The organism is Paenibacillus sp. FSL W8-0186, assembly GCF_037969765.1.
Taxonomy (GTDB): domain Bacteria; phylum Bacillota; class Bacilli; order Paenibacillales; family Paenibacillaceae; genus Fontibacillus; species Fontibacillus woosongensis.
Genome location: NZ_CP150207.1, coordinates 4,815,741 through 4,840,589 on the forward strand (window position 1 = coordinate 4,815,741; position 24,849 = coordinate 4,840,589).

General features: G+C 47.2%; 17 protein-coding genes. 4 read left to right on the top strand and 13 right to left on the bottom strand.

The annotated features are described in order from the left end of the window. Positions 1-85: 85 nt before the first annotated feature. Positions 86-985: a hypothetical protein gene (locus tag MKX50_RS21630; RefSeq protein WP_213593972.1), complete on the bottom strand. Its 900-nt coding sequence runs from the start codon at positions 983-985 to the stop codon at positions 86-88. 619 nt (positions 986-1,604) lie between these two features. Continuing rightward, positions 1,605-2,246, bottom strand: a complete 642-nt coding sequence (locus MKX50_RS21635; protein WP_213593974.1) for an FMN-dependent NADH-azoreductase — start codon at positions 2,244-2,246, stop codon at positions 1,605-1,607. Between the two features lie 381 nt (positions 2,247-2,627). Here MKX50_RS21635 and MKX50_RS21640 point away from each other — a divergent pair, with 381 nt between their 5' ends. After that, a complete protein-coding gene (locus MKX50_RS21640) occupies positions 2,628-3,362 on the top strand; it encodes an SDR family oxidoreductase (RefSeq protein WP_339157766.1) in 735 nt (244 codons plus the stop codon). A gap of 91 nt (positions 3,363-3,453) precedes the next feature. Here the strand turns inward: MKX50_RS21640 and MKX50_RS21645 are convergent, their stop codons facing one another. The 5 genes from MKX50_RS21645 to MKX50_RS21665 form a co-directional block, all read right to left on the bottom strand. Then, a complete protein-coding gene (locus tag MKX50_RS21645; protein WP_213593978.1) occupies positions 3,454-4,014 on the bottom strand; it encodes a hypothetical protein in 561 nt (186 codons plus the stop codon). 268 nt (positions 4,015-4,282) lie between these two features. Beyond that, complete coding sequence (locus MKX50_RS21650) at positions 4,283-5,206, bottom strand: dockerin (protein ID WP_339157767.1); 924 nt, start codon at positions 5,204-5,206, stop codon at positions 4,283-4,285. A gap of 197 nt (positions 5,207-5,403) precedes the next feature. Then, positions 5,404-6,624 carry an MFS transporter gene (locus MKX50_RS21655; protein ID WP_213593980.1) on the bottom strand — a complete coding sequence of 407 codons (1,221 nt, stop codon included), beginning with the start codon at positions 6,622-6,624 and terminating at the stop codon, positions 5,404-5,406. A 96-nt stretch (positions 6,625-6,720) separates the two neighbouring features. Then, positions 6,721-7,320, bottom strand: coding sequence for a TetR/AcrR family transcriptional regulator (locus MKX50_RS21660; RefSeq protein WP_155612082.1), 600 nt, complete (start codon positions 7,318-7,320; stop codon positions 6,721-6,723). A gap of 212 nt (positions 7,321-7,532) precedes the next feature. After that, positions 7,533-12,215 carry a carbohydrate binding domain-containing protein gene (locus MKX50_RS21665; RefSeq protein ID WP_213593982.1) on the bottom strand — a complete coding sequence of 1,561 codons (4,683 nt, stop codon included), beginning with the start codon at positions 12,213-12,215 and terminating at the stop codon, positions 7,533-7,535. A 177-nt stretch (positions 12,216-12,392) separates the two neighbouring features. Between MKX50_RS21665 and MKX50_RS21670 the strand changes: the two genes are divergently transcribed. Both MKX50_RS21670 and MKX50_RS21675 read left to right on the top strand, forming a co-directional pair. Then, positions 12,393-13,955, top strand: coding sequence for an extracellular solute-binding protein (locus MKX50_RS21670; protein ID WP_339157768.1), 1,563 nt, complete (start codon positions 12,393-12,395; stop codon positions 13,953-13,955). Between the two features lie 90 nt (positions 13,956-14,045). Then, positions 14,046-14,783 carry a glycoside hydrolase family 16 protein gene (locus tag MKX50_RS21675; protein ID WP_339157769.1) on the top strand — a complete coding sequence of 246 codons (738 nt, stop codon included), beginning with the start codon at positions 14,046-14,048 and terminating at the stop codon, positions 14,781-14,783. Positions 14,784-14,858: 75 nt separating this feature from the next. Here the strand turns inward: MKX50_RS21675 and MKX50_RS21680 are convergent, their stop codons facing one another. The 5 genes from MKX50_RS21680 to MKX50_RS21700 all read right to left on the bottom strand — a co-directional run bounded on the left by MKX50_RS21680 (position 14,859) and on the right by MKX50_RS21700 (position 21,702). Beyond that, the gene (locus MKX50_RS21680; protein ID WP_339157770.1) at positions 14,859-15,659 is read right to left on the bottom strand and encodes a carbohydrate ABC transporter permease; all 801 of its coding nucleotides are present in this window, start codon (positions 15,657-15,659) and stop codon (positions 14,859-14,861) included. Between the two features lie 53 nt (positions 15,660-15,712). Next, entirely contained in the window at positions 15,713-16,690 is a 978-nt protein-coding gene (locus tag MKX50_RS21685) for a sugar ABC transporter permease (protein WP_244996762.1), read from the bottom strand. A gap of 64 nt (positions 16,691-16,754) precedes the next feature. Next, positions 16,755-18,146 (bottom strand): sugar ABC transporter substrate-binding protein, encoded by a 1,392-nt coding sequence (locus MKX50_RS21690; RefSeq protein WP_213593995.1) that lies wholly within the window; start codon positions 18,144-18,146, stop codon positions 16,755-16,757. Positions 18,147-18,416: 270 nt separating this feature from the next. Further along, a complete protein-coding gene (locus MKX50_RS21695) occupies positions 18,417-20,024 on the bottom strand; it encodes a response regulator (RefSeq protein ID WP_339157771.1) in 1,608 nt (535 codons plus the stop codon). Continuing rightward, entirely contained in the window at positions 20,002-21,702 is a 1,701-nt protein-coding gene (locus MKX50_RS21700; RefSeq protein WP_339157772.1) for a histidine kinase, read from the bottom strand. Before MKX50_RS21700 ends, MKX50_RS21695 begins: the two co-directional genes overlap by 23 nt. A gap of 212 nt (positions 21,703-21,914) precedes the next feature. On the opposite strand from MKX50_RS21700, the gene MKX50_RS21705 reads away from it, so the two are divergent. Continuing rightward, positions 21,915-24,023: a methyl-accepting chemotaxis protein gene (locus MKX50_RS21705; protein ID WP_339157773.1), complete on the top strand. Its 2,109-nt coding sequence runs from the start codon at positions 21,915-21,917 to the stop codon at positions 24,021-24,023. A gap of 51 nt (positions 24,024-24,074) precedes the next feature. Here MKX50_RS21705 and MKX50_RS21710 read toward each other — a convergent pair whose 3' ends face one another. After that, entirely contained in the window at positions 24,075-24,809 is a 735-nt protein-coding gene (locus tag MKX50_RS21710; RefSeq protein ID WP_155612091.1) for a glycoside hydrolase family 16 protein, read from the bottom strand. Between the last annotated feature and the right edge of the window lie 40 nt (positions 24,810-24,849).

Here is a 24,849-nt window from a genome sequence, read left to right on the forward strand (position 1 = left end):
GAATAACAAATATTGCCCCATGCTGCAAAACAAACGGGGTTCCCCTCTCATCCTAAGCGATTGCGGGTACCCCGTGTTACGATGTTTATTTATTTGCAATTTGTGCTGCTGCCGATTTCATTTGTTCGATCCAGCGTTGTCGTGCCTCTGGCAGGATGGGCCGATCGTCCTTCTTCAAGTAACGGATCATGAAAAAGCCGTCCGGTGCAGCCAGGCTCAGCACAAGCTCATGCCGCAAGCAGGAATCTGTCGTAAACTGTGCCTCAAGGATGGAGTAGTCTGCTCCAAGCTCAAGCATTTCACCGAGCTCCAAAATGTCCTGCTCCAAATAACCTTCCGTATGCTCCTTAATCGAGGCGGCGTCCATTTTCTCAAAATAATCGACGGTGAACTGCTCCGACGTTTTGTAGCGGTACCTCTCTGCCTTCGGGTAATAGCCGATCATTTCGCTGTCGTTATATAGCAAATAGGTGGCCGCCTGGAAGCCGTCTAAATCGAACTCGTTAATAAAGCGCCGCATTCTCTCAAAAAATTGTGCCCCTGCTGGAACAACCGCCTGCTCTCCCGGTAAAATTTCTCCGTCCTTATTTAAATGCAAGACGCTGTATGGCGAGTATCTCGTAATGTAGGCAGACTTTTTCTCAGCGGCTATTTGCACGTAGTAACTGGTAATATTGCTAAGAATCTCGCCGTTCTCATCCGCTTCATTGACGCAAGTGTAAATATGCTTGCGTGTATATGTAAATGTAGCTTCTTCCCCGGTCAGCGTAAGGATTTCCATATTCAGGATTTCAGATTGGATGTTGTATATCTGAAAGTTCATCATCAGCTGAAAATGGTTAAGGAACGAAATTTGCCGCTTGTCCGGATGAAACATTCCGGTGAGCTTGTCTATATTTTTGGCTGTGTAGGCTTGCTCCAGCGCTTTTACGATTTCCTGCACCTTTTGTTCCGTAATTCTAGCTTTCTTGCCGAAAAAAAACATGCCCATCACCTTCCGTCATTCGAATCATTAGTAATATCGGATGTTCCGACGTTATTGTTTAGTTGGCTGGTGGATTCATTGGTCAGGGTCTGGGTCTGGGTCTGGGTCTAGATGCAGCAGCTGTGAGCACTAAGCTAACGGACAGACGAGCCGCTATTTACTCATTTTCCCCCGATTTTGAATTCTATCGGACACAGAGGACTTTATTTGCCCCTGCCATCCCTATTTTCACCCGCATTTGGTTGAACAGCGGAACTACGGTCCGTTAGCTCTGCAATTTTGTGTTTTTTTCGCTAATAGCGGAACTACGGTCCGTTAAGGATACTGCGAGAGCCTTAGGCGGCTCGCACGGCTTGGGAGGCTTGGCGGCTTGGGCATCTCAGCATTTAGGCAGTTTGGCATCTTGATCAGTTAGCGTATTGGTGTTTTGGAAGTTCGGCATCTTGATCAGCAGGCGGCTTGGAGGCTTGGCACCTTGGCGACTTTTCCCCATCCCCCTCCCTTCAACGCAGGCACTAAAAAACAAGGCCATCCCCGATCAATTCCAATCCTGATCTTTGGGGACAGCCTTGTTTATAAGATATTAATCTAGTGCCGGATCATGCCAAGTCTATGGTAATTACGCGTGTTGAAGAGCCAGTTTGGAAGCAGCTTCCGCTACGCGGCGCAAGCCGTCTTCGATGATCTCGTTCGCTTTGGCCGGCATTGCGTTATGCCCTTCGATGACAACTTCATCGATGATTTGCATGCCGAACACGCCGCCGAATACGCTGCGCATATAATTCACGGCCATTTCCATCGGCGCTGTTTCTGGCGTCGAGTAGATGCCGCCGCGCGCACTCAGGAAGATCGCCTTCTTGTCCGTCATCAACGAAACCAGTTGACCTTCCTCATTATATTTAAATGCAAATCCCGCAGCATAGACGTAATCGATGAAGGTTTGCAATTTCGCCGGGATGGTCAGGTTCCACAGCGGGAACGCGAATACAACGACGTCTGCAGCGCTTAATGCGTCCATTGCTTTTTGTTTAGCTGCCAAAATACGGCTCTCAACATCCGTCAATTCGCCGCCGTTTTGCATTTTGCCGAAGGCGTTGAACAGATCCTGGCCGAAGTAAGGCATATCCTCTTCGAATACGTCATACGTAGTTACGTTCAGGTTCTCTTGGCCTTTGATTGCCTCCATAAACGTTTCGTACATTCTACTGGACACGCCCTCAGAAGCAGGACGGTTATTGGCTTTAACAACTAGTACATTCATGTAAGATTCCTCCACTTTTTCTCTACAAATTTAGGTATGATTGATACCCCACTCTATTTTATCAGATGTTTCTGGCAGATGTCATATTTTTAGGCTGCATGCAGCAGACTAACGGCATTCCTTCCTCTATTTAACATCTATCGTTTATACGACATATTCGATGAATTATAGAAAAATCGCGAAATGAGGGTTTACTACGACCCTTACATCCTTCATGGTATGGAATTTCCACTAGCCCTCCAAAATTAACGCAACATTTGATTGTCATACATCCACTTCAAGACCGTATAAGACCAGCTGTTCTGGTTAAGCCTAGAGGTTAGATTACGGGGGATTTGCCCGTGACTCGAGTACACCATACAACTTGAGAGGATGTTGGCAATGGATCGCTTGAAGGACAAAATCGCAATCATTACCGGCGGGGCATCAGGCATGGGGGCTGCCATGGCCAAACTGTTCGCGGACGAAGGCGCAACCGTCATTGCCGCCGATATCAATGAGGAGAATCTGGCCAAGATCGCCGAAACCAATCACGTCGAGGGCATGAAGCTGGATGTATCCTCCGACCAAAATTGGGCTGAACTGACGAAGGCGGTTATGGATAAATATGGACGCATCGATATTTTGATCAATAATGCAGGGATTTCCTCTGAAAAAACACCCGAGCAAATTACCGAAGCCGACTGGAGTCTAATGCACAAAATCAACTCTTTCGGCCCATTTCTAGGCATTAAGCATGCTGCGAAATATATGAAGGAAGCGCGCAAAGGCTCGATCGTCAACACTTCCTCCTATACGGCAATTATTGGCTCCGGCTTTAACCATTATTCTGCGTCCAAAGGCTCCTTGCGCGCTATTGCACGTGCGGCCGCGGCGGACCTGGGCCAATTCAATATCCGCGTAAATACGGTATTTCCCGGCGTTATTGAAACGCCGATGACGGCAAAGCTGACGGAGTACAGAGAAGCGATGGACATGCTCGTTCGTGCGACGCCCATGCAGCGTCTGGGACAACCCGAGGAAGTGGCCAATGCCATTTTGTTCCTGGCTTCGGACGAAGCATCTTACATTACGGGCGGCGAGCTCGTGATCGACGGCGGATACTCCGCCCGGTAATTGCCGCTTCAAGCCTCCCGTTTATTCTAACAAAAAGAAAGCCGAGCCCCTGCAGGAACGTGTCCTGAGCGGTGCCCGGCTATTTTTATCATCAATCATCCAGCTCGACGTTTTGGATGTTTCCGTCCGCATCGACCGTCCACTCGATTTCAACGCCTTTATTGAGTCCCAGGTTATCATCGTCTTCAATCGTCATATTGTCCGGGATAGTCATCGTTTGCTGTCCGCCATGATCCAGCTGCACGGTAACCTTCCTCCCACTGACCTCCAGAATTGTGCCCTCGTATTCCAGATTCAGCAGAACCAGACCGCCGTTGGGATCCGTAATTGTAATGCGTTTGCCTCCATCGGTAAGCAGCTCGACTTTTTTATGATAATTATTTTTGAGCGAAATATCTTTGAGCACTTTCTGGACCTTTACCCCAGAAGGCAGCCCCTCCGTCTCCGATACGGCTTTCTTTTGCTGCTCAGGCTGCCCGCCTGTATTATTCTGGTTCGTTGCTGCAGATCCTTTTCCTGGTGCTGGCGCGTTTCCCTGGGTCCCTGTTTGCGCCTTGCCCGCGCAGCCGCTTAGCAAAATGCACGCACTCATTACCAGCAGAAGCGTAGTGGCTTTAAACCCGCGCCCCATATTAATTTTATAATTTGTCATCGTGTACCTCCAGTTGTTTGACTTATAAACCTAGTCTACCGCCATATAATATCCTTAATTTTCTATTATAACAAATTAATAAATAATTATTCGAGTTTTTTAGACAATTTTCGACTATTAGTGGACAGCTTTAAGATAAAGTAAGCGACAGAATTTACTTCCCTGCATCTGCATGAAAAAGGACGTGCCTTCGGCACGCCTTTTTTGTTGCGTTTTTTCACTTTTCGTGTTAGTGATAGGTTCCCCTCAGAACCTGCGGGCTAAATCATTATGGCTGGAAACGCTGCGCATCCTTTTTGAGCTGGCTCCAGGTATAGCGAAGCAGCCAGGCATCCCAATCCGTAATCGTCGTTGAGTTCCCCGCCCACATAATGGTCGGCAGCGGAAACCCTCCGGGCGGGCGATCCTGGGCTCCATAGAAGTCAGGCAGTCCGAATCCATGGCCGATCTCATGCTCCATAATATGGACTTCATAGTTGTTCACCGTGCTTAAAATATACTCATCCGACATGCGCTGGCCCCAATCGCCTCCAGCACCACCGCCAAAATTGGCCGTGGCCCATAGATACATGTCAAACCGCTTGTCCAACCCTCCAGGATAGACATAGTTCCGATCGTTGAAATGTTCGAACCGGGACAGCGCGCTTGGAGCGACAGGCAGTGCCGATGGAATCCGCGGATCGGTTCTGCTAAGCTCATCAACAATCGTTTGCGTGTACACGATTTCATGTGGCTGTTTGTTTAAAATTTGCGCGGGATTCGCAACGGCCCAGCCCACAACTTTGACCGGGATATCCCCGTAAGGCCATCCGTCATACCCCTTGAGATGTTTGGTCCAGTTATTCAACTGGCGCCCCAGCATTCGTTCGATATCCTGACGCTGCTGCAGCGTCAGATTTTTGGGCGACTGCCAGCGGACCACATAATTGATCGTTCCCTTACCGGCAAAGATTTGATCAAAAATGAGATTTTTGCGGCCTACAGAATTCTCTTTCAGCATTCGGTTATTATAGACCCATTCAATAGAAGGCCTTAGTGCCTCTGGCATGTCGGACAGCGAGGCAGCAATAGCCGTCTGGCTTACCGCGTTTGTCTGGCGCTGAGGCGTGGCCAGTGCAGCAACTGTTCCAGCTAAAGAAAGAGTTAATGCGGCAGACAGAAAACCTAATATCCATTTACGCCGTATAGACATATGGACTCTTCCTTTCTTATATTTATTTTTCAAGAGATATATCAACTAATGATTCTATATTTTACATATACAACAATATATTGGTAGGTACTAATTACCTTTTTATATAAACAAAAAGCCCCCCACATGGTAGACAACTGAAAATCTATTCCATGTGGAGAGCTATATAGTTACCTTCGGTGCATGCACCTTGCTTACTAAGTCGTAGTTGAACGACGCTCGGGAGGCTGCACACTCATACGTTTGCCCGCTCTTAGCGATAGCCCAAAGCAAAGCAGCAGAACGATGCATGCGAGAGTATAAGGATAATTGATATTTATATCGAACAAATATCCCGCGAGGATCGGCCCGGCAATATTGCCGAGACTCGTATATGCCGAATTAAGCCCTGCGACGTAACCTTGCCGATCGGCAGCGAGCTTCGACATTTGGGTACCGATGGCTGGACGCAAAATATCAATCGCCAGAAAGACGATAAAGGTAACGGCAAAAATCATCCAAAACTTGTGCACAAAAAGCGTCATAAGAATGAAAATTCCCGCAAACAGAAGGCATACCGAAATGACGTTTTTCTCGCCAAAGCGATTCAAAATCCAACTGAAGGCCGTAGCTTGAACTACAGCGCCAGCGATGGAGCCAAATGTAATGATAAAGGCAATATCTCCGGGTTCAAAACCGAATTTATGATCGACAAACAGTCCGAAGACCGTTTCGAAATTGGCAAGCCCAAAAGACATGACAAAAACGATGATCAAGCTTAAGAAAAAGGGCTCGCGATAAGAATGAAGCAATTGAGTTAAAAAGCTGCTCTCTTTATCCGATGATGCAGGGGATTCGGAAGACGCCTTTTGCATAGTTAGAGACTCCCGAAGGACAAACAAAGAAATACAACCTGCTATAAGCCCCGCAACTCCTGCGGCATAAAACGGGACGCGGATCCCGAACTCGGCGATATACCCTCCGATTCCAGGCCCGATAATAAATCCTGTCGTAATGGCCGCATTAATGTAGCCCATCCCAGCTGCACGCTCATCCTGTGTCGTAATGTCAGCGACATAAGCCATCACGGCCGGCATAATCATCGCGGCGCTAATACCGCCAAGCATCCTTGAAATATACAGCAGCACGGGAGCACTCGCCAATCCGAACAGCACCTCGGAAAAAGCAAATACGATCATGCCGATGACAATCATCCGCTTTCTTCCGTAAGAGTCGGCCAAGCGGCCTGCCAGAGGCGAAAATAGAAACTGTGTCAGTGAGAAGGTAGCCACCAGCAGGCCGACCGTACTCCCGCTAATCCCCAAACTATTCATAAATTTAGGCATGATCGGGATGATCAGCCCAATTCCCATAAAAACTAGAAAAATATTCAACATCAGGATCAGTACCGCACCCCGATTTTTCAACATTAACCCCATACAGAATTCCTCCAACGTTGTATGCAAACATACTGAATATTCATTCAAAATGATGAAAAAAGAAAAACGTCTATCGACGTAAATTTTAAACCTGAACTATTTTGAGGGCTTGGCGATTCCATGCAGAAACACATCCATAGCCAATTGGTAAGCCTCAAGCGTCTCCTGCCGGTCCATGTTTCGCGCATGCTGGCTTAAGCCAAGCAGTAGACTGTCCAGGATGATGGCTAACCCCTCTACATTTGTATTTTTAAATTCGCCGTTATCGATCCCTTTCTGCAGCAATTGCTGATTAAATATGAGATAGCCTTTGACAATTTCATTAATCCGCTCTTCCACGTCCGAAGCTTTCTCCGAATTGTTATAAAATTCATCAGCGGCTCTGGTCAGTGGATGGTTTAATTGATCGAGCGCTAAATGCTCAGCCATGCCGTGCAATTTATCGATCGTGGTTAGGTAGAGCGGCTCCTTCGCTAGCCATGTCTCCTCCCACTCGAGGTTCCATTCATCAATCAAATATAGAAACAAGCCTTCCTTGTTCTTGAAATGATAATAAATGTTGCCCGCGCTGCAGCCGGTAGCCTTCACAATATCTTCGATCGATGTAGCCTTGTACCCCTTCTGCACGAACAAAGCTCTAGCGGCATCGGCCATCTTCTTCTTGGTTTGTTCGCTTTGCCGCTTCTTTTTATTCATTCCTGAATCACCGCTTTCAGAATACTGAACAATTATTCAGTATTATAATCGAATAAGGCCAGCTTAGGCAACCCCTTTTTAAATCGTACCTAGCACCAAATCATCCATGCGAAATGATGCCATAAATATATAACAAAAAAAGGTACAGCCACCCAACCACTTAAGGGACTGTACCTTTTCTATAATTGCTTTATACCGGCGTTCCTGACAGTTTAGTCTACTTCAACCAGCACGATATTGTCTAAAATGACCTCCGTATTGGAACCCAAACCCTCAAGCTCGCCCACATTCATATCGATTCTGGCATGATCCTCTGTCGTACCCTTCATTGTAAATGTAAATGTGTATCTCTGCATATCCGTGGTCAGTGACAAATCCGTTCCGAAATAGCCGACATGCCAAGGATCTTCGCTTAGCTTTTTTCCAAGACCGATATTTATTTTTCTCGGAACGCTCGCACGGGCATCCAAGGAAATTTGATAGGTTTTACCTTCTTCGAGCCGGATTCCCTCCTGGCTGATTTGAGGATTCCAATTTTGGCTTCCTGCCGAACCGATTTGGATCACCATTTCTCCGCCACTCTGGGTTAAGCTTCCGGAAGAATGCCCGTTCCACTCATCCCCCCAATAGGCCGACCAATGATCCGTTCCTTCGCCGAACAGTCCGTTCTGAATCAGACTGCTGCTAAGCCGAATATTATCCAGAAAAATAACTCCCGCCTTATCGTATACGTTCCCTCCAATCGTTAGCTGGCCCAAATCAAATTCCAGCTTGGCATTGGTTTCCGTCGGATGGTTCATCACGAAGGAAAATTGCTGCTGCTGCTTCACCTGAGTTAGCCAAATCGTAGGCTTGCTGCCGTCAAGGAAATCCGTATACGCATAGTTATTGCTTGGATCCACAACGCCTACACCCAATTGAATCGGCCGATCTACCGTGGAATAGACATCAAAGGTTACCGAGTAGATTCTCCCCTGCTCCAACGTGAGACCTTCTTGATAGACCTGCTGATTCCAATTTTCGGGCATTAATTCAGGGAGTTGAATTTGCATGACCCCATCTTTTGCAATAATAGAGAGCTTATCGGACTTATTGTCCGACTGGTAGGTCTGCCACTCACTGACATCAGCATCAAATGTCCCGTTGCGAATTAGATTTCCAGTGTAACTCCGCTGATTGGCATCCGTCAGCGTAAAATAGTCAATATTCACATGAGGAGCATAGATTTGCAAAGTCTGGATTCCTTCATTCAGCTCAATGGTCTGCTCCATCAGTTTGAAGATTCCCCAATCTCCCGTATTCGCTACGTTCCACGTATATTTGAAATCCGCATCAGTCTCCTGGATCTCGCCTACGGGCAATGTGTGCGTATATACGCTGCCCTGCTTGGCCAGCAAGGTCAAGGATCCGCCGCCCTCATATCCCGACGCAACGTAGTAAGCAATCTTGTATTCGCCAGCCTTCTTGACATCGATGATGTACTGCATCCAGTCGCCCGGATCGATCCAGCCAACGCTTAATCCGTCTTCTCCCTTTTGTACGCCTTTCATATCAGAATAATTCTCCGCTTCAATCCGCTTCGAACCGTTGACCACCACAGGCGGACTCATTTCCTTCAAACTCACGTTATCCAGCTCAAGGCGATGCGTCAAAGCACCCAACCCGAACTCAAGCTGGCTTGAGCTGTGCACCGGGCCCATTGTAAAAATCCATGAATAAGTTTGCGGTTCTGTTCCTATGGTAAACACTTGCTCTCCATAAAGACTCGGCTTATCTTCATTGCCTATCCGTGCCGAAATGGATACGTTATTTTCCGCTCTAGCGCTAAATGACAGAATGTACATCTTTCCTTCTATGAGGTTTAACCGATCCTGACGAAGAACAAGCGCATCAGGCTGTCCGGCAGTTCTTGGCTTTACGTACAGCTTGCGGTCAGTTATCGCGCTTCCGACATAATAATTCGCATCCGCGCTGCCCGGTCCATCGATCTTCCAAAAGCCGAGGCGATCCTTGCCTTGATCAAAAGTGCCGTTATAAATCAAGTTTCCGCTCGGTAATGCATCACGAGGCATATTTGGATCGGGATCAGCAGTTTTAACAAGACGCACCTCATCAATCCATACCGGCAGGGTGCCTGCGTCCCCCATATTAAACTCTAGTCTGGCATTGGAGTCCGTATCCGAATTCATGGTAAAGGTATAGGTGTAGTTTTGCCGATCCGCGGTAAGCGCAACCGTTTTGTCATCCATATAGCGGGTGTAGCTCCGGTCAGGACCCGACAATGACGCTATCATCGTTCTGTCTCCTGACGACCATGCATCAAAGGACAACTGGTAGGTCGATCCTTTAATCAATGGCAAACCGGCTTGAATCAGTTGGATGGCGTAATTGACGTCCCCTTCCTGATCTATGGTTGTTTTCACTGCTCCTTGATCCACCGCCACAGATCCTCTACCGCCGAACAGATCAGCAGGTGGGGCGAACGGTTGAAACACCCAATGGTTCAATTCATCTTCAAACGTTCCGTTCTCCACATAATTCCCATCTTCACCCGGCTCTCTTATGACTACGTTCTTTGCTGCAGGCATAACCGGCTGGCGATATGCCTGCCCATCCCTTTCATAGACACGGACATAGTCTACGAGCATCTTTTGCGGAAATTCCGTAGTTGAGTCCGGACTCCCTGGCCAATCGCCGCCAACAGCCAGATTCAACTGCAGGAAGAAGTCCCTGTCAAAAGGTGCGGGATAGGTGTATTCTCCACCTTCCTGCGGATTTTGACTGAACCAGTTGTTCTGCTTGGAATACAACACGCCGTCCACGTAAAAACGGAACTCTCCGGGCTCCCATTCTACCGCAAAGGTATGAAAATCGTCGGCAAACGTGGCACCTTCAGGCAGAGTGTAACTGCCCTGCGATTGCTCATGAGGCAGTCCATAGTGAAGAGTGCCATATATTTTATTCGGCTCATGGCCCAGAAGCTCCATGATATCGATTTCTCCGCTAGCCGGCCAACCGGAATACAAATTCTGATCCGTAGGCATCATCCAGATCGCTGGCCATATTCCTTTGCCTTGCGGCATTTGGGCACGAATCTCAAATCTGCCGTAAGTCCAATCTCCCTTGCCTTCGGTCGTCAGCTTCGCGGAAGTGTATGCATTGCCTTGATAATCTTCCTTATGGGCTTCAATAACTAAATGCCCGTTCTCAATGCGAGCGTTCTTTGCGCGATCCGTATAGTTTTGAAGCTCATTATTCCCGTAACCGCCACCGCCTCGCACATGGTTCCATTTACTGGTGTCGATATGGGTTCCTGCGAATTCATCATTCCAAACCATATTCCATGCTTCAGGCTTAATATTTGCTTCCGTCAAGACAATCTGCCGGAAACGGACAATCTTTCCGTTCTGATCAACTTCATAAACTCCAAGATACTTGTTAATGCTTGAGTCAACCCCAGAGATATCGGTTCCTGATTCATAGGGATCTATCAATAAACTGCTCTTATGCAATGCTTCCCCGGCCTGCATAGAGGAAATCCCTTTGTTGGATACCAGGACAGCCAGCCGGTTCCCTGCAGAGACTGTGGCAGTTACCTTTGTTGTACCAGGTAAGCTTCCTTGGGCAATCACAGGTGACCAGGAGTCAGGCGGACGGGATCCCGAGTCGCTGCCCGTGCCAGGGCTGCTATACCCCGGAGATGGAGTCAACCCGCCAGTCTCTTTCCCCGTATTCCCTGCTGGAACGCCCTTCTCGTCAGCAGATATCAACGCTTCTCTCTCAGACGGCCAAATGTACTCTTTCCCTTGCTCCAGCTCTTTGCCGTTTACCATGATTCCTGCCGCTTCAGATTTTACGCGGGAGATTTCACCTTTTCCACTAATTACTGTTCCGCTAGAACCTTTCTGAAGCATCAATTGCTGAATCGCAGCTCCATCATCTACGTGAAGCACAGCCGGACTGCGCAATATCAGCTGTTGAATGACGGAATCATCTTCAACGATTACGCGGATAGGGTGATCCTGATTATACAGCACCACCTTTGCTAATCCCGTGTTTTTGATATGGATGCTGTTCTGCCCACCGCCGTTTATGAAGGTTACGCCGGCGACCTTCGTGTTTTCTATCGTAACGTCCCCGTTGCCGATTCCCTGGGTTAGATACAGATTTCCCGTAATCTCTTTGTTCCGGAGCATTACAGCTTTCGAATTGACTACAGCATTTGCCAGGGTTTCCTTCCGTTCATCGGTGACAGCCTTGTTGTACAGTGTCCCGGCAAGCCGATCCAGCATGACAACCGCCTCACCGCGGGTAACCCATCGATCAGGCCGGAAGGAACCGTCCGGATATCCTTGGATGGCCCCCGCCATAACCAGTTCTTTTACAGCAGACAAGGAATAAGGGCGAATTTCTGATTTGTCCGAAAAAATACCCATCACATCCGTGCCCGTTCCCCGCTCGGTTTCAGACAGCTGAAATGCTCTGGACATCATCACAGCTGCTTCGGCTCTCGAAATCGAGTTGTTAGGTTTAAACGTTCCGTCTTCGTACCCCTTAATAAATCCGGCATGAGCAGCTGCTGCCAGGGAAGAAGCATACCAAGCGTCCGCCGGCACATCCTTAAATGCGGGCTGGTCCGTTCCGCTAATACCAAACACCCGCTGCAGCAGCATACTGAACTCAGCTCTGGACATAGGCTGATTCGGATGGAGCTTCCCATCGGGATATCCCGACAAAACTCCCAAAGAGGTCCACTTCCCGAGCATAGCTTCGGCCCAATGGCCCTTTATGTCACTTTCCTTGGAGTCCTCTTTCATCGGACTGGCATAACCCGCAGTCATGAAACTGCTGAACAACATACACAGGACTAGACCTTGTGCAATGAACCGTTTCACCGTATACTCACTCTCCCTTATCGCAATGTAAGTTCATTATAAAAGGGATGTTGCCATCGGCCATATAACTACTTCTTAGCTTTTCTAGCTATCCGTTAACTAGTTTGATCGGCAAGGCGGAACCAGCGTTCAATGTCAATTCGTTCCATGATACAATGATTTTCGGAGGGATAATATATGAAAAAAATATGGTTCGTACCAGCAATACTCCTCATTCTGATAGCGATGTACGAACTCTATCAACACGGCCAGTGGACGCAATCCGACGTACCGTCTGAGAGCCGAAACCAACCGGAAATATTGACAACCGTATTTAGTTTGCGGCCGTCCCTTAGCTTCAAGAATGGCGAAAACATTGAAGATAACGTTCATACCCGATCGGTACGCGAGAAATTAGGCATTGATCTTCAATATTTATGGACAACCCCAGACAGTACATTCTCAACCAAATTGAAGCTGCATCTGCTGAATAAACAAGAGATGCCCGATATTATTCCGGTTAGAACCGATGTCGTTCATCAGATGATTGATTCCGGCCAATTTATGGCCGTAGATGATTTGTTCGAGCAACACGCGTCTCCCGTCTGGAAAAAGGCGATGAATGAGAACCCTTCCGTCTGGTATCCTTACGAACGGCAAGGAGAGCATTATGCCATTCCGATCCTGGATTATGACTACAATTCCGATCCCATGATGTGGATTCGGGAGGATTGGCTTGAAAAGGTCGGGTTGTCCCCTCCTACCACCCTGCAGGAGCTGGAAAAGGTGCTTGAGGCATTTACTCACCAAGATCCCGACGGCAACGGGAAGGATGACACCTACGGCCTGGCCGTTAGTCTGGGTAACACCATCAGCACTTGGATGGCTGACATCAGCTGGGTATTCGGCATGTACGGCTGCCTGCCGGAACAATGGAATTTCTGCGAAGCTCAGAATCAGTTGGAGTTCGGGTCGATCCAAACTTCAGCCAAGCAAGGTTTGATCAAACTTAGAGAATGGAGAGAGGCAGGGTACTTTCCGAATGAAGCGTTATGGCAGGATGAAGAGTCGGCCGCCCGATTATTTTCCCAAGAAAAAGCAGGCATCGTTATCGGCCCCCATTGGATGCGGTTCTGGCCGCTTAACGTACTCACGGAAAAAAATCCCCAAGCTAAATTCATCGCCATTCCCCTGCCAAAAGGGCCTGACGGTAAATCGTATCATCGCGCTTCCCAACCTAGAAACGGAGCTGTACTCATCAACAAAAACATCAGGAATCCACAAGCCTTTTTCCGTTACATGAACGACCTGTACGAAACGCAAGGATTAGGCGAAGGAGAATTCGCGTACGGCATGGCAAAAGACTATGACTATACGATGGTAAATGGCAAGTATTCCATGGATCGAAGCCTCATCCCCGGCGGTTATGTCGATGTCACGGCCTATACCCTCACCTATGACGGCGCACGAATTCCGTCCCATTGGACAAGAATGGTGTCCGACACCGAGAAACCGGTTCTCGCCCAATTATTTTCCAGCCGGTTACCCAACGAGTATCAAGGCCCGCCGACACCAACCATGCTGGAGATAGGCGACCAGCTTCAACAAACACAGCATGAGACGTTTTTACAAATCATTTACGGTAAAAAAAATATAGACTACTTCGATGATTTTGTGGCGAATTGGAAGGCAAACGGCGGAGAACAAATGACCAGAGAAGTGAACGAATGGTATCAGTCCATTCAAGGAACAAGTAAATAATATAATAACTATGTTGAAAGATTGCTCTTTAATCCCCGTCGATAGTCCATCTAGAATGAAATAAGATTAAACGACAGGATGGATGATCAGATGAAAAAGAAAATTTTTGTTTTTACCGTTTTAATCGCCTTATTGGGTGCAGGTTGTTCAGACAAAAACGGCGATACCCAAGAGTTACAACAAGAAAACACTTGGGCTCAAACATTTGCAAGGCATGACCCGGCAAAGTGGGAGATGTCTACCGGATACTCCAATGGAGACCCTTTTGACTGTGTATGGTCAGCCGACAATATCCATTTCAACGGTTCAACAATGGAACTGATGCTTACAAAGAATGATACTGGAAATATACAGGGCTCGGAGTACAAAACCTTGGATACGTATCATTACGGAAAATATGAAGTTCGTATGAAGGCAGCCAAAAATACAGGAATTGTATCTTCTTTCTTTGTATACACTGGCCCCCCCTTCGGAACGCCTTGGGACGAAATTGACATCGAATTCCTTGGCAAGGATACGACCAAAGTCCAATTGAACTATTACACCGACGGGGTCGGCAACCATGAGAAACTGATTGATCTTGGGTATGATGCCTCTGAGGAATTCCACGATTACGCCTTTGAGTGGACAAAGGATGAAATCAATTGGTACATTGACGGAAAGCTGGTACATACGGCAACGGATGACATTCCCGTCACCCCTGCCAAAATCATGATGAACCTCTGGAACGGCACCGGTGTTGACTCATGGCTGGGCCCCTACGACGGTGCGTCCCCTATTACGGCGGAGTATGAATGGATGAAATACACCCCTTATACGGAGGAATAGAATCAAACACGATATGCAAAAACAAACAGCTTATCTTCCTTTCGGAAAATAAGCTGTTTGCTTGTCTTTCTAAGGCTACCCTTTCACCGCGCCGGCTGTCATCCCGCTGATAAAATACTTCTGCGATAAGAAGAAAGTAATAATAACGGGTAGTGTAACAACCGTCGCCGCAGACATCAACAGATCATAACGGTTGGTATATTGGCCCACAAACAGCCTGATGCCTACGGGAATCGTTTGAACTTCCGGGGTCGTCGTCAGCACCCAGGCAAACATCAATTCGTCCCACGCCGTCAAGAAAATATACACACACATGGCGATAATGCCAGGCAAAGAAAGGGGCAGAATAACCCGGACAAAAGCCTGGATTCGATTACAACCGTCGATCCGTGCGGATTCTTCCAAATCCTTTGGAATCGAAACAAAAAAACTCCGGATAATCCAAATACTCATAGGTGTATAGAATGCTGAATAGACCAGCACCATTCCCCAATACGTATCCACCATAGGAAGGCCGAGGGTATCCTTGATATTCAAGAACAACAAGTAAATGGGCAGAAGAAACATAATACCCGGAATCATCTGTGTCCCGATGACGCTGATTCCGAACAATCCGGAGCCTGGAAACCTGTACCTGGCAAGTGCATATCCCGCCAATATGGCCAGGAAACAGGAAATAAGCATCGTTGCGGTACAAATGATTAAGCTGTTTTTAAAATATTGGCCAAAATTGATCGTTTCCCAAAGATTTCTGTAGTTAAGCCATTGCGGCTCAGGGATCGCCATGCTGGTAATCCCCTGCAGGATTTCCCCATTCGTATGGAGGGAAACCTTGACCATCCAAAAGATCGGGAATACGACTACTGCAACAATCACCCATGTGAGCGTATTTAGGGAGTAATACTCTAGTTTTTTCGCGATTCGGGTATTCAATCCACTCTCAACTCCGATCTAAAGATTCGATACCATATCCCGACAATGATCAACATAGCTCCCATCAGAAGGAAAGAGGCCGCCGCGCCAACCCCGAAGGACCAATACCCGAAAGTCTGTCTGGTCAAGGCGGTCATAAGCAAATCGCCCCATTTGCCAGGGTAGCCGGATCCGTTTCCGAACATCATGGCGACGATATTGTAAGAGTACACATTGTTGATAATCTGGAATAGAAGCTGAACAGCGATGATCGGCTTCAGCATCGGAAGGGTAATGGTAAAGAACTGCCGCAATCGGCCGGCACCATCAATTTTTGCTGCTTCGTAGAGATCATCTGGAATCGTTTGGAGCCCAGCCAGAAAGACAACCATGATGAATGGCCAGCTTCTCCATACAGTAGGAATAATGATCGCCCAAATCGTATTTTGACCAATCAGCCAGAAGGGCTTATCAGACATTAAATGCAGGATATCGACCAGAATATAATTAATGATGCCTTCTTTTTGCCACATAAATCCCCAGAGGACACCCACAACGTAGGAGGGAACAACCCACGGAAGCAGCATGGCCGCTCTGGCAATCCCCCTTCCCGGGAAATCCCGGTTCAGCAGGATCGCTACGAGTAATCCAATAATCATTACGGATATGGTTACGACGACACTGTATATAGCCGTATTCCGCAGCGCGTATCCCAGACCTTGACGGACAGGATTATTTTCATTGAAAAGCAGCTCCGAGTAATTTTTCAATCCAATAAACGGGGCTTTTAAATACTGGCTTAATGTAAACTGATTCAACTTCAAAAATGACATCACGATCCCTTGGATCATGGGCAAGACGTGAACGAGCATCATAAACAGAAAGGTGGGAAGTATGAATAAATACGCGACGCGGTATTCCCTAAACCCCTTTTTGAACCGGGCTCCGAAGGGTTTTCTGACTTCCGGCGTGTCCGGATTTCTTGATATTTCCACGGTGTCTCACTTCCTTCTAATAAAGTGTGCTATCAAGCCAGCACTTGATAGCACATTTGGATTGTTACTGATTCAGGATAGCACTGACTTCATTAGCTGCATCATCGAGCTGTTTTTGGATCGATGCTTCATTGTAAGTTCCAGAGACACCCGCTACAATGTCCCAGATATTTCCGAAGTATTTAACAAGAGCTGTCTCACAAGGTCCCCATTGAGGAATAGAAGGATAAGACATCCCGTAATTCGTAGCCTCAACCAATGCTTTATAATTCGGGTCGGATGCCAGCGATTCCATCACCGATCTTTTGCCCGGCAGCTGGCCGGACAATTGAGAATAAGTCAGCTGTGCTTCATCACTGGACAAGTACTTAATGATATCCCATGCCGCTTCTTTGTGCTTGGATCCTTTAAAGATCGTCAAGTGGCTGCCGCCAATAAATGTTGATGGTCCTGCAGGACCCGCTGGAAGCGCGGCTACGCCGTAATTTTGGGCTGCGGTTTTTCCGCCTACACCGCCGTCTTCCTCAGGAGTTGCAAAGTTTTTGATCATCCATGCGCCGCTCACCATGACTGCCGTTTTACCGTCCGAGAAGTCGCTCTCGATCTGGGATGAGTTCTTCTCGAGGGAAGCCTTCTCCACCAGTCCTTCATTGGCCAGGCCGGTGTAGTACATGACTCCTTCTAGGGCGGTTTTATCATTGAATGTTACCTTTGTATTGTCTTCATTAAATACGCTGCCGCCCGCAGCCCAAATCCATGGGAAAATATTGTGCGGAACGTTCCAATCGTTTTTGCCCGGTACGCCGAAGGCGGTCATTTTCTGGTCTTCGATCTCGATTCCATTCAATTTGCTCAACGTTTGCTTAAAGGTATCCCAATCCTTAAACGCAGTTGCCGGATCTAACCCCGCTTTATCAAGGGCATCCTTGCGATAGAAGAGGGCCCGGGCGTCCACAAACCACGGCACACCATACACCTCGGAGCTCCCGTCAATCATCGTTGTTTTCCAGCTGGCAGGAAGGTAATTGGCTTGTCCCCCCAATTCCTCAACACGATCCGTCAAATCTTCGATCCCATTCATTGCCGCAATGGCAGGCACCCAAGTGGTGCCCAATTGCAGGAGGTCAGGACCTTGACCGCTCGTTGCAGCCGTGGTGATCTTCGTCCATGCTGAACCCCAGTCGAGAACCGTGACGTTCAATTTAACGTTTGGATGCTGATCCAGATAAGGCTTCATGGCTGTCATGAAATCTTTATCTGGCTTCGGACTGTTCGGCATAATCCAGGCGGTCAGCGTCACGTCTTCTTGCGGAGCGCCTGTCGTTGAATTGTTCGCATTCTTGTCCGTTTGATTTCCTGAGCTGCTGCTGCCTTTGCTGCCCCCGCAAGCCGATAAGATCATGCTCATCATGACAATGATGGTCAAAAGGACTAGGCTGATCCGTTTCTTACTCATTGTTGTCCCCCCGTTTTTCTTTCATTTAAATTAGATGCGTACGCAGTTGCCTGCGCCGTATTTTTATTGTAAAAAGAATCCGCGGGAACCAAAATAACTCGATTTAAACATTACTATGTTTTTATTGACCACCTTTTCTGGGGTTCGCTTCAACGGATGGAATGACTAATAAAGAAACAATTAATATGCAAAAAAATAAACGAGCTTCTCTGAATTAAAGGCATTCTATCCCTGCCTTCAACCGGAGAAGCTCATATATACACTAATATATTATAATTGCTCTCGAAATTCATTTGGGGTCATGCCATATTCTTCTCGAAATAATTTGCTGAAATACGCAGCATTTTTGAAGCCCATATGCTCGGAAATTTCGTAAATCTTCAGGGAGTTATTTTTGAGCATTTCAACCGCCTTCAGCATGCGCTGCTTTTGGATATACTCGCTTATTCCTTCTCCCGTTTCAGTTTTATATAGCCGGGACAAATACACGGGATGAAGATAGACCGCATCCGCTATCGTTTGCAGGGATGCCGTGCTCAAGTTTCGGTCGATGTATTCTCTTATTTTTAATGTCATTTTTTCTCTGGAACTTCTCTGCTCTGCCTGGTCGCTGCGCTGAATTTTATCCAGCATGTACAACGCCCACTCCGAAAATTGCTGGACAGAATAAACAGACCGATCCAGAATAGCTGTATTTCCGACCAGGTCGCTTAGCAACCGATTATGTTTGTGTGCATAATAATAGAACGAACCCACCACTACAGTATAAGCTTCCCGGACATGCTCCTCCGACAAGTTCCCCGCTTGCTTCATATCCTGAATAACCATCTCTAGCTTTTCCCGAAATTCCCCCCACCTGCGGTTTTCAAGCAGATGCTGCAGCGTAGGTGTTTCGTACAAGCGATACAAGGGCTGTTGTACACAAGCTGCTTCGGGAAGCTGGCCAGACAGGAAGCAGCCAGACTCATTTGCCAGCCTGCTGCGGATTTGCTCCGTAATATAACTGTACAGTGTGCTAATGTCTTCGGGAAATCTCCCCCACTTGCTTACAATAATGGAGACGACCCGTTTCAAGTACAATCCGATATTACGTTGAAGCTGCATCGCCAGCGAATCGAATTTCTTATGTTCATCCACCATTTCGTTATCATCTCTGCCGGATTTGTTCCGGACAAGCAGAACCAGGAGGCCATTGGCATCCTTACAGGGCCATAAGTCATGAGAATCTCCCAACATCTCCACAGCGATATTCATGATGGCATATTCCACTAAGTAAAAATCCCGCTCATTAAATTCCGGCAGGCTCTCCTCCATTCGAATGACCATAATGCAAATTTCATCTCCTAAATGAAAAGGAAGCTCATACAAGTCCAAGAGATAGATCAAGGAATCTTCCTTCAGCCTGCCCATTAACATTTCATTCAGAAGCTTATCCTTCAGGATCGGCAAGCTTTCCTTCAGCGTATCGACAACACGTGTTTGGGAGACCACCTCCTGCCATTCCATCTTGATCTTGTGTACCAGCCTGCTGATCACAGCAATAAGGTCCTCATCGGAAACGGGCTTGAGCAAATAGTCGGACACGCCATATTTGATAGCTTGCTTGGCATAGGCAAACTCTGCGTGGCCCGAGAGCAGCACGCTTTTCACGTGCCGATACTGCTGGCAGATCTCTGCAACTAGTTCAATGCCTGTCATTCGGGGCATATTAATGTCTGCAATCACAATATCAACCGCATGCTCCGACAGAATCAACAACGCATCTTTTGCAGAATATGCCTTGTACACCGTCATGATTTCGAGCTGCTCCCAATCAATCGTCACAGCCAGTGTATCCACGATCGTCGGTTCATCATCAACAATCAGCAAACTTAACATTTGGTTCCTCCTGCTGTTTAGTCATGCAACGGATCGCTACCCTTAACCCTCCCAAGCCGGAACGATCAAATTCCAGCCCCGAACCCGGCGCATACAGGTTCATAACTCTCTGGCAGGTATTCCACAAGCCGCAGCCTGTTTCGGGGGTAAGCGGAAGGCTCATTTTTTCGCGAAGCCTCTCAAGGTTGTCCGGCTCCAGACCATCGCCAGAATCTTCGACAGTGATCACAAATCCTCCCGATATGAAGAAGCCTTGGATTCTAATCCTCCCTTCTTGATCACTCTTTTCAATGCCATGAATAATAGCGTTTTCAACTAAGGGCTGGATAAACAGCCGGGGGATCGATACCTCCATAAGTTCCTCGGAAATATGCACCTCGTAGCTCATCGGTTTGCGGAAGCAATGAATGTTCAGATAATTCTTTAAGAAATTGACCTCCTCTCGAACCGTAGTCAGCGGATTTTCAAGACGGGTCGTATATCGGTAGTATTCTCCCAAATTGAGTGCCATAGCTACGACCTGCTCATCCTCGCCCAACTTGGCCATATTTTTAATATAAAACAGACAATTGTATAGAAAGTGGGGGTTGATTTGCGATTGCAGCTGCTTCAGTTCAGCTTCCTTTAATCGGAGCTTCTCCTCGTACACCTTTTCAATGAGCTCCTGAATGCGCTCCGCCATATCATTAAAGCCGGAGAAAACATCTTGAAACTCATCCCGGTGCTTGGCTTGCAAGCGCGAAGAAAAATTGCCGGACCGGATATCCTGCAGCTTCATGACCAGCTCGTTGATGGGGTACTGTATCTGCCTGTATATCAGAGCAGTAATAATCACGCCAATCGCCAGCATCGCAATAATTCCAAGTATGAAAAATTGGCTGCTTTCCTTCACTGGCAAGACTACTTTCTCAAGCGGCACCAAATCGATCATAACCCAATCCAGACTCCCCACTGGAGCGTAATTGAGGAGCAGGCGATGCTCCTTGAAATTCAGTATCCGGTTGCCTGGCTCTTGCAATGAATTCCAGTCCAGCTGCTCCCTCCATTCACCCAAATCCGAAGGTGGATTCCCGATGAAGCCGAATTTCGGATGATACAGCATCGTGTGCCGGTTCGAATTTTGCTGGAATTTATTGATCATATCTTGAATGTAGGTATCTGAAAACCGGGCAATGATGGCATATCCAGGAGCTAATCGAACCATAGTAAAGTAGTTCTCGCTATTGCCCTGGCCTGGTTCGTAATTCCATAAACCTTTGCTAAGATCCACCCTCGGAATAGAAGCAAGCTCCTCATAGACTACGTCCGGCCGGGTAGAGATGACCTCTTCTTTTGATTTTAGAAATACGCTGATTTCCATAGGCCAGTTGGAGGATACACTCTGCAGCTTAATTCTTTCATACATATTGGATCGAAGCATATTAAAATCAAACAGATCTTCAGGCGCTGTCGTGTTTATGTATTGTTTCATGATGGAGTCTTCCTCTAACTGCAGCAAGTTAGCGGCCAAATTATTTACCTGGTTATCCAACTGAACTAGAAAGAATTGCAATTGTTCGTAATAGGAGTTTTGAATATCACTTTCGATCACATGGATGCTCACTCTATACGAGCGGCCGTTTAGCGCGACCGCAATGCTCAATAACACGAACAGTACGATCGAAAACTTTAACGACAACGTGAACTTGAACTTCTTTCTTCCCCTTTTCGATCCCATCATCATCACCTAGAGTCATTATACTAGTACAGAGTTGTAGATGGCGATCAGGAAAAAACAACATCGGATAACAAGTTGAGAAAAGTACAGCTAAGTTAAATTTCAGATATAGTTCATTCCCTAGAAGCCCCTTATTCTTGAATCAATGGGTTAAGCTCAGAGGAGGAACTTACATGACGAAAAGAAAAGTACATATCAAGGCTCTTGCCCACTTTTTCCGTATCAAATCTGTCAGTATCAAGCTGTCGATATCTGTACTCGTGGCGGTCATTTGCGTCGTTGTGGCCATATCCTCCATCTCATTTTATTCATTTAAAAATGCATATGAGCAAAAAGTGGCTGAAACGTCCGCCCAGACGCTGGAAATTGCGGGCAAAAAAACAGCTCAAATGCTTGACAGCTTTGTAGATATGGCTCACAGCCTTGAAAATAACCAGGACTTTGTAAATCGCGCAACCTATTATCAGGCAGCCGAACAGGACTCCTACGAGGAGAACTCGCAAAATTCGCAAATTCGGGGCATTCTTGAATCGCTGCTCAATGTCAATTCTTCAATCCGATCTATATCTATCATTCCTGAAGGAACACACCCGCTGATCACTACAGCCGATCGTAAAATGCTTGACCCCATTTTTTTGGATACGGACAAGGCCAAAATGAAAGAAAACAACTGGTACACAAAAATCCGGCGCGAAGACGGGAATATCGTGTGGCTGCAGCCGCAAAACACCCCTTATGTCACGCTGTACCAGAATGAACAAATTTACGCCATGGGCAAGCTGCTCAAAAGCCCGCTATCCAAGAAGCCCTTGGGTGCTCTAGTGGTTGAACTGTCAACGGATAGCCTGGCGGAAACGCTGGAGGGCATCCAGATAGGACCGTCTGGAGAGAACCTGATTGTAGATTTGGAGCAGATGATCATATACGCTGAGGATCCTTCCTTGATCGGAACTCCATATACAGGCAGCCTCCCGGTGATTAACAACACGGTGGAGGGCATTCAAGCCGGATCGTTCAGCAACAGCGACGAGCATGGCAACCATCTGTATGTTTATAGTTATCTGCCGGAATCCGCTTGGATTATGTTGAGCTATGCCCCGAAGTCCAAGCTGCTGGCCGAGATGCGCCATATGCAGTATTTAATTCAATGGGCCGCTTTAGCCCTGGCTGCTTGCAGTGCAGTATTGATTGGGTATATGGTTCAGAGAAGCATCGGAAAGCCGCTGAAGCGAATCAGTTCCCTGATGGCTGAGGGGGAACAAGGAAACCTGCGGATACGAACCAATACGCAGCGTATGGATCAAATTGGGGATTTGGAGCGAAGCTTTGACCGTATGATGAATCATATCACTCTACTGGTAGAGCAAGTAAATCAGTCTGTAGATGCCGTAGTACATACTGCGGAAGAACTGATTCGCTCATCCAAGAGCACTTCATCCGCCTCCCATGATATATCAGCAGCGATGACACAGATTACCCATGGAGCCATCAAGGCTGCCGACGATGCGGAAATGTGCAACGGCCTTACCGTCCAGAACAATGAGCGGATCACCATCTTGAAATCATCCCACGAAAATCTGGAAAGACTCGGTCATCACTTGATAGAAGCAAGTTATCAAGGCCAGCAACATATGTCTTATATGCTGGAGCAAACCGGAGAAGTTGAAACCCGTACGAACCATTTAATTGAACAGGCTGCTCAGCTCCGTGAAGGAACCGGCAGCATTGAAAAAACAATTGAGCTTTTAAGCAATATTACGAAGCAAACTGCGATTCTCTCTTTGAATGCTGCAATCGAGGCAAGCAAAGCTGGAGCGGCCGGCAAAGGATTTATGGTGATTGCAGAGGAGATCCGGAGGCTGGCGGATCAATCAAAAAATTCTCTCCACATGGTAAGCCAGGTGCTATCCCATATCGGCCAGGATACAGAGAATACCGTTGCCTCCTTGGTTGATCTCCATCCTACGCTGAGCCGTCAAACGGAATCGACTCATCAATCGAAGCAAATCTTTGAGAGATTACACCAAGAGGTATCACATTTCATGGAGCAATTGTCGGCTGTGCAGGTTTCGGCAATCCAGCTGGAGGAATCTCAAAGCAGCTTATCCGCTGCTATAGAATCAGTTAGCGCCATTTCCGAGGAAACCTCTGCAGCCAGCCAAGAAGTCCTAGCCCTAAGCAGCAATCAAAGGGCTGTCAGCAGTGAGCTCTCACAGTTGTCCCACAATTTGAGTATGTTAGCAAGTGAATTGCGCCATTCGTTAAGCCACTTCAAACTATAAAAAATAATAAACAATCCGGAACAGGAGTACCCTGCCCGGATTGTTTGCTGATTAATTACTAGTGTATCTTACCCAATCATAGTAAGCGTATAGTGGATTAGCTCCATTGTACGACCCGAGCCAACTATCTACTCCAGTGCCATTCCAAATATTCATCATGATTTTGCCGGGGGTTTTGGGAATATTCTTAGTTGCCCTATGCTTCGCAACACCGTCAACATACCACGTTATGGAATCAGGCTGCCAATCGAAGGCATAGGTATGATAGCTTTGAGATGCGTCGAAGCCCAAATCAATGACCTTTTCATTCCCTCCAACACCGTTAGTAAAGTAATTGAATTGTACTTTTGTCGTATCCTTGCCTAAAAATTCGATATCAATTTCATCCCATGGTGTACCGTCGGTTGGCCCCGTGTAAGTAAAAAATGACGAAACGATGCCCACATTTTTTGCTGGTTTCATATTCACCTCGTACAACCCATATCCGGCTGTGAACTTGCTGCGATACTCCGCACAATCGAATTTATTATACGAAGGACTTGTAAGTGCGAGACGCAGCTTGCCATCATTTGTAAACGTTGCATTGTTAGCCCGCCAGGTACAGTTGAACATGTTGCCGTTAGAGTACCCGTTGGCCATTTCCCAGGTCTGTGAATTATAGTACGTCATGGGTTCCCAAAACACAGTAGCGCCCTTCGCAGTGATCGCCAACGAAGTCAACAGAAGAAGCGAAGAGCAAAGCGCAATCCACCATTTCTTCTTCACATTTCTCACCTCTTGGTTCATATTTTCCCTGCCTGCCTCTTTTGGTCCCAAAATCCTCCTT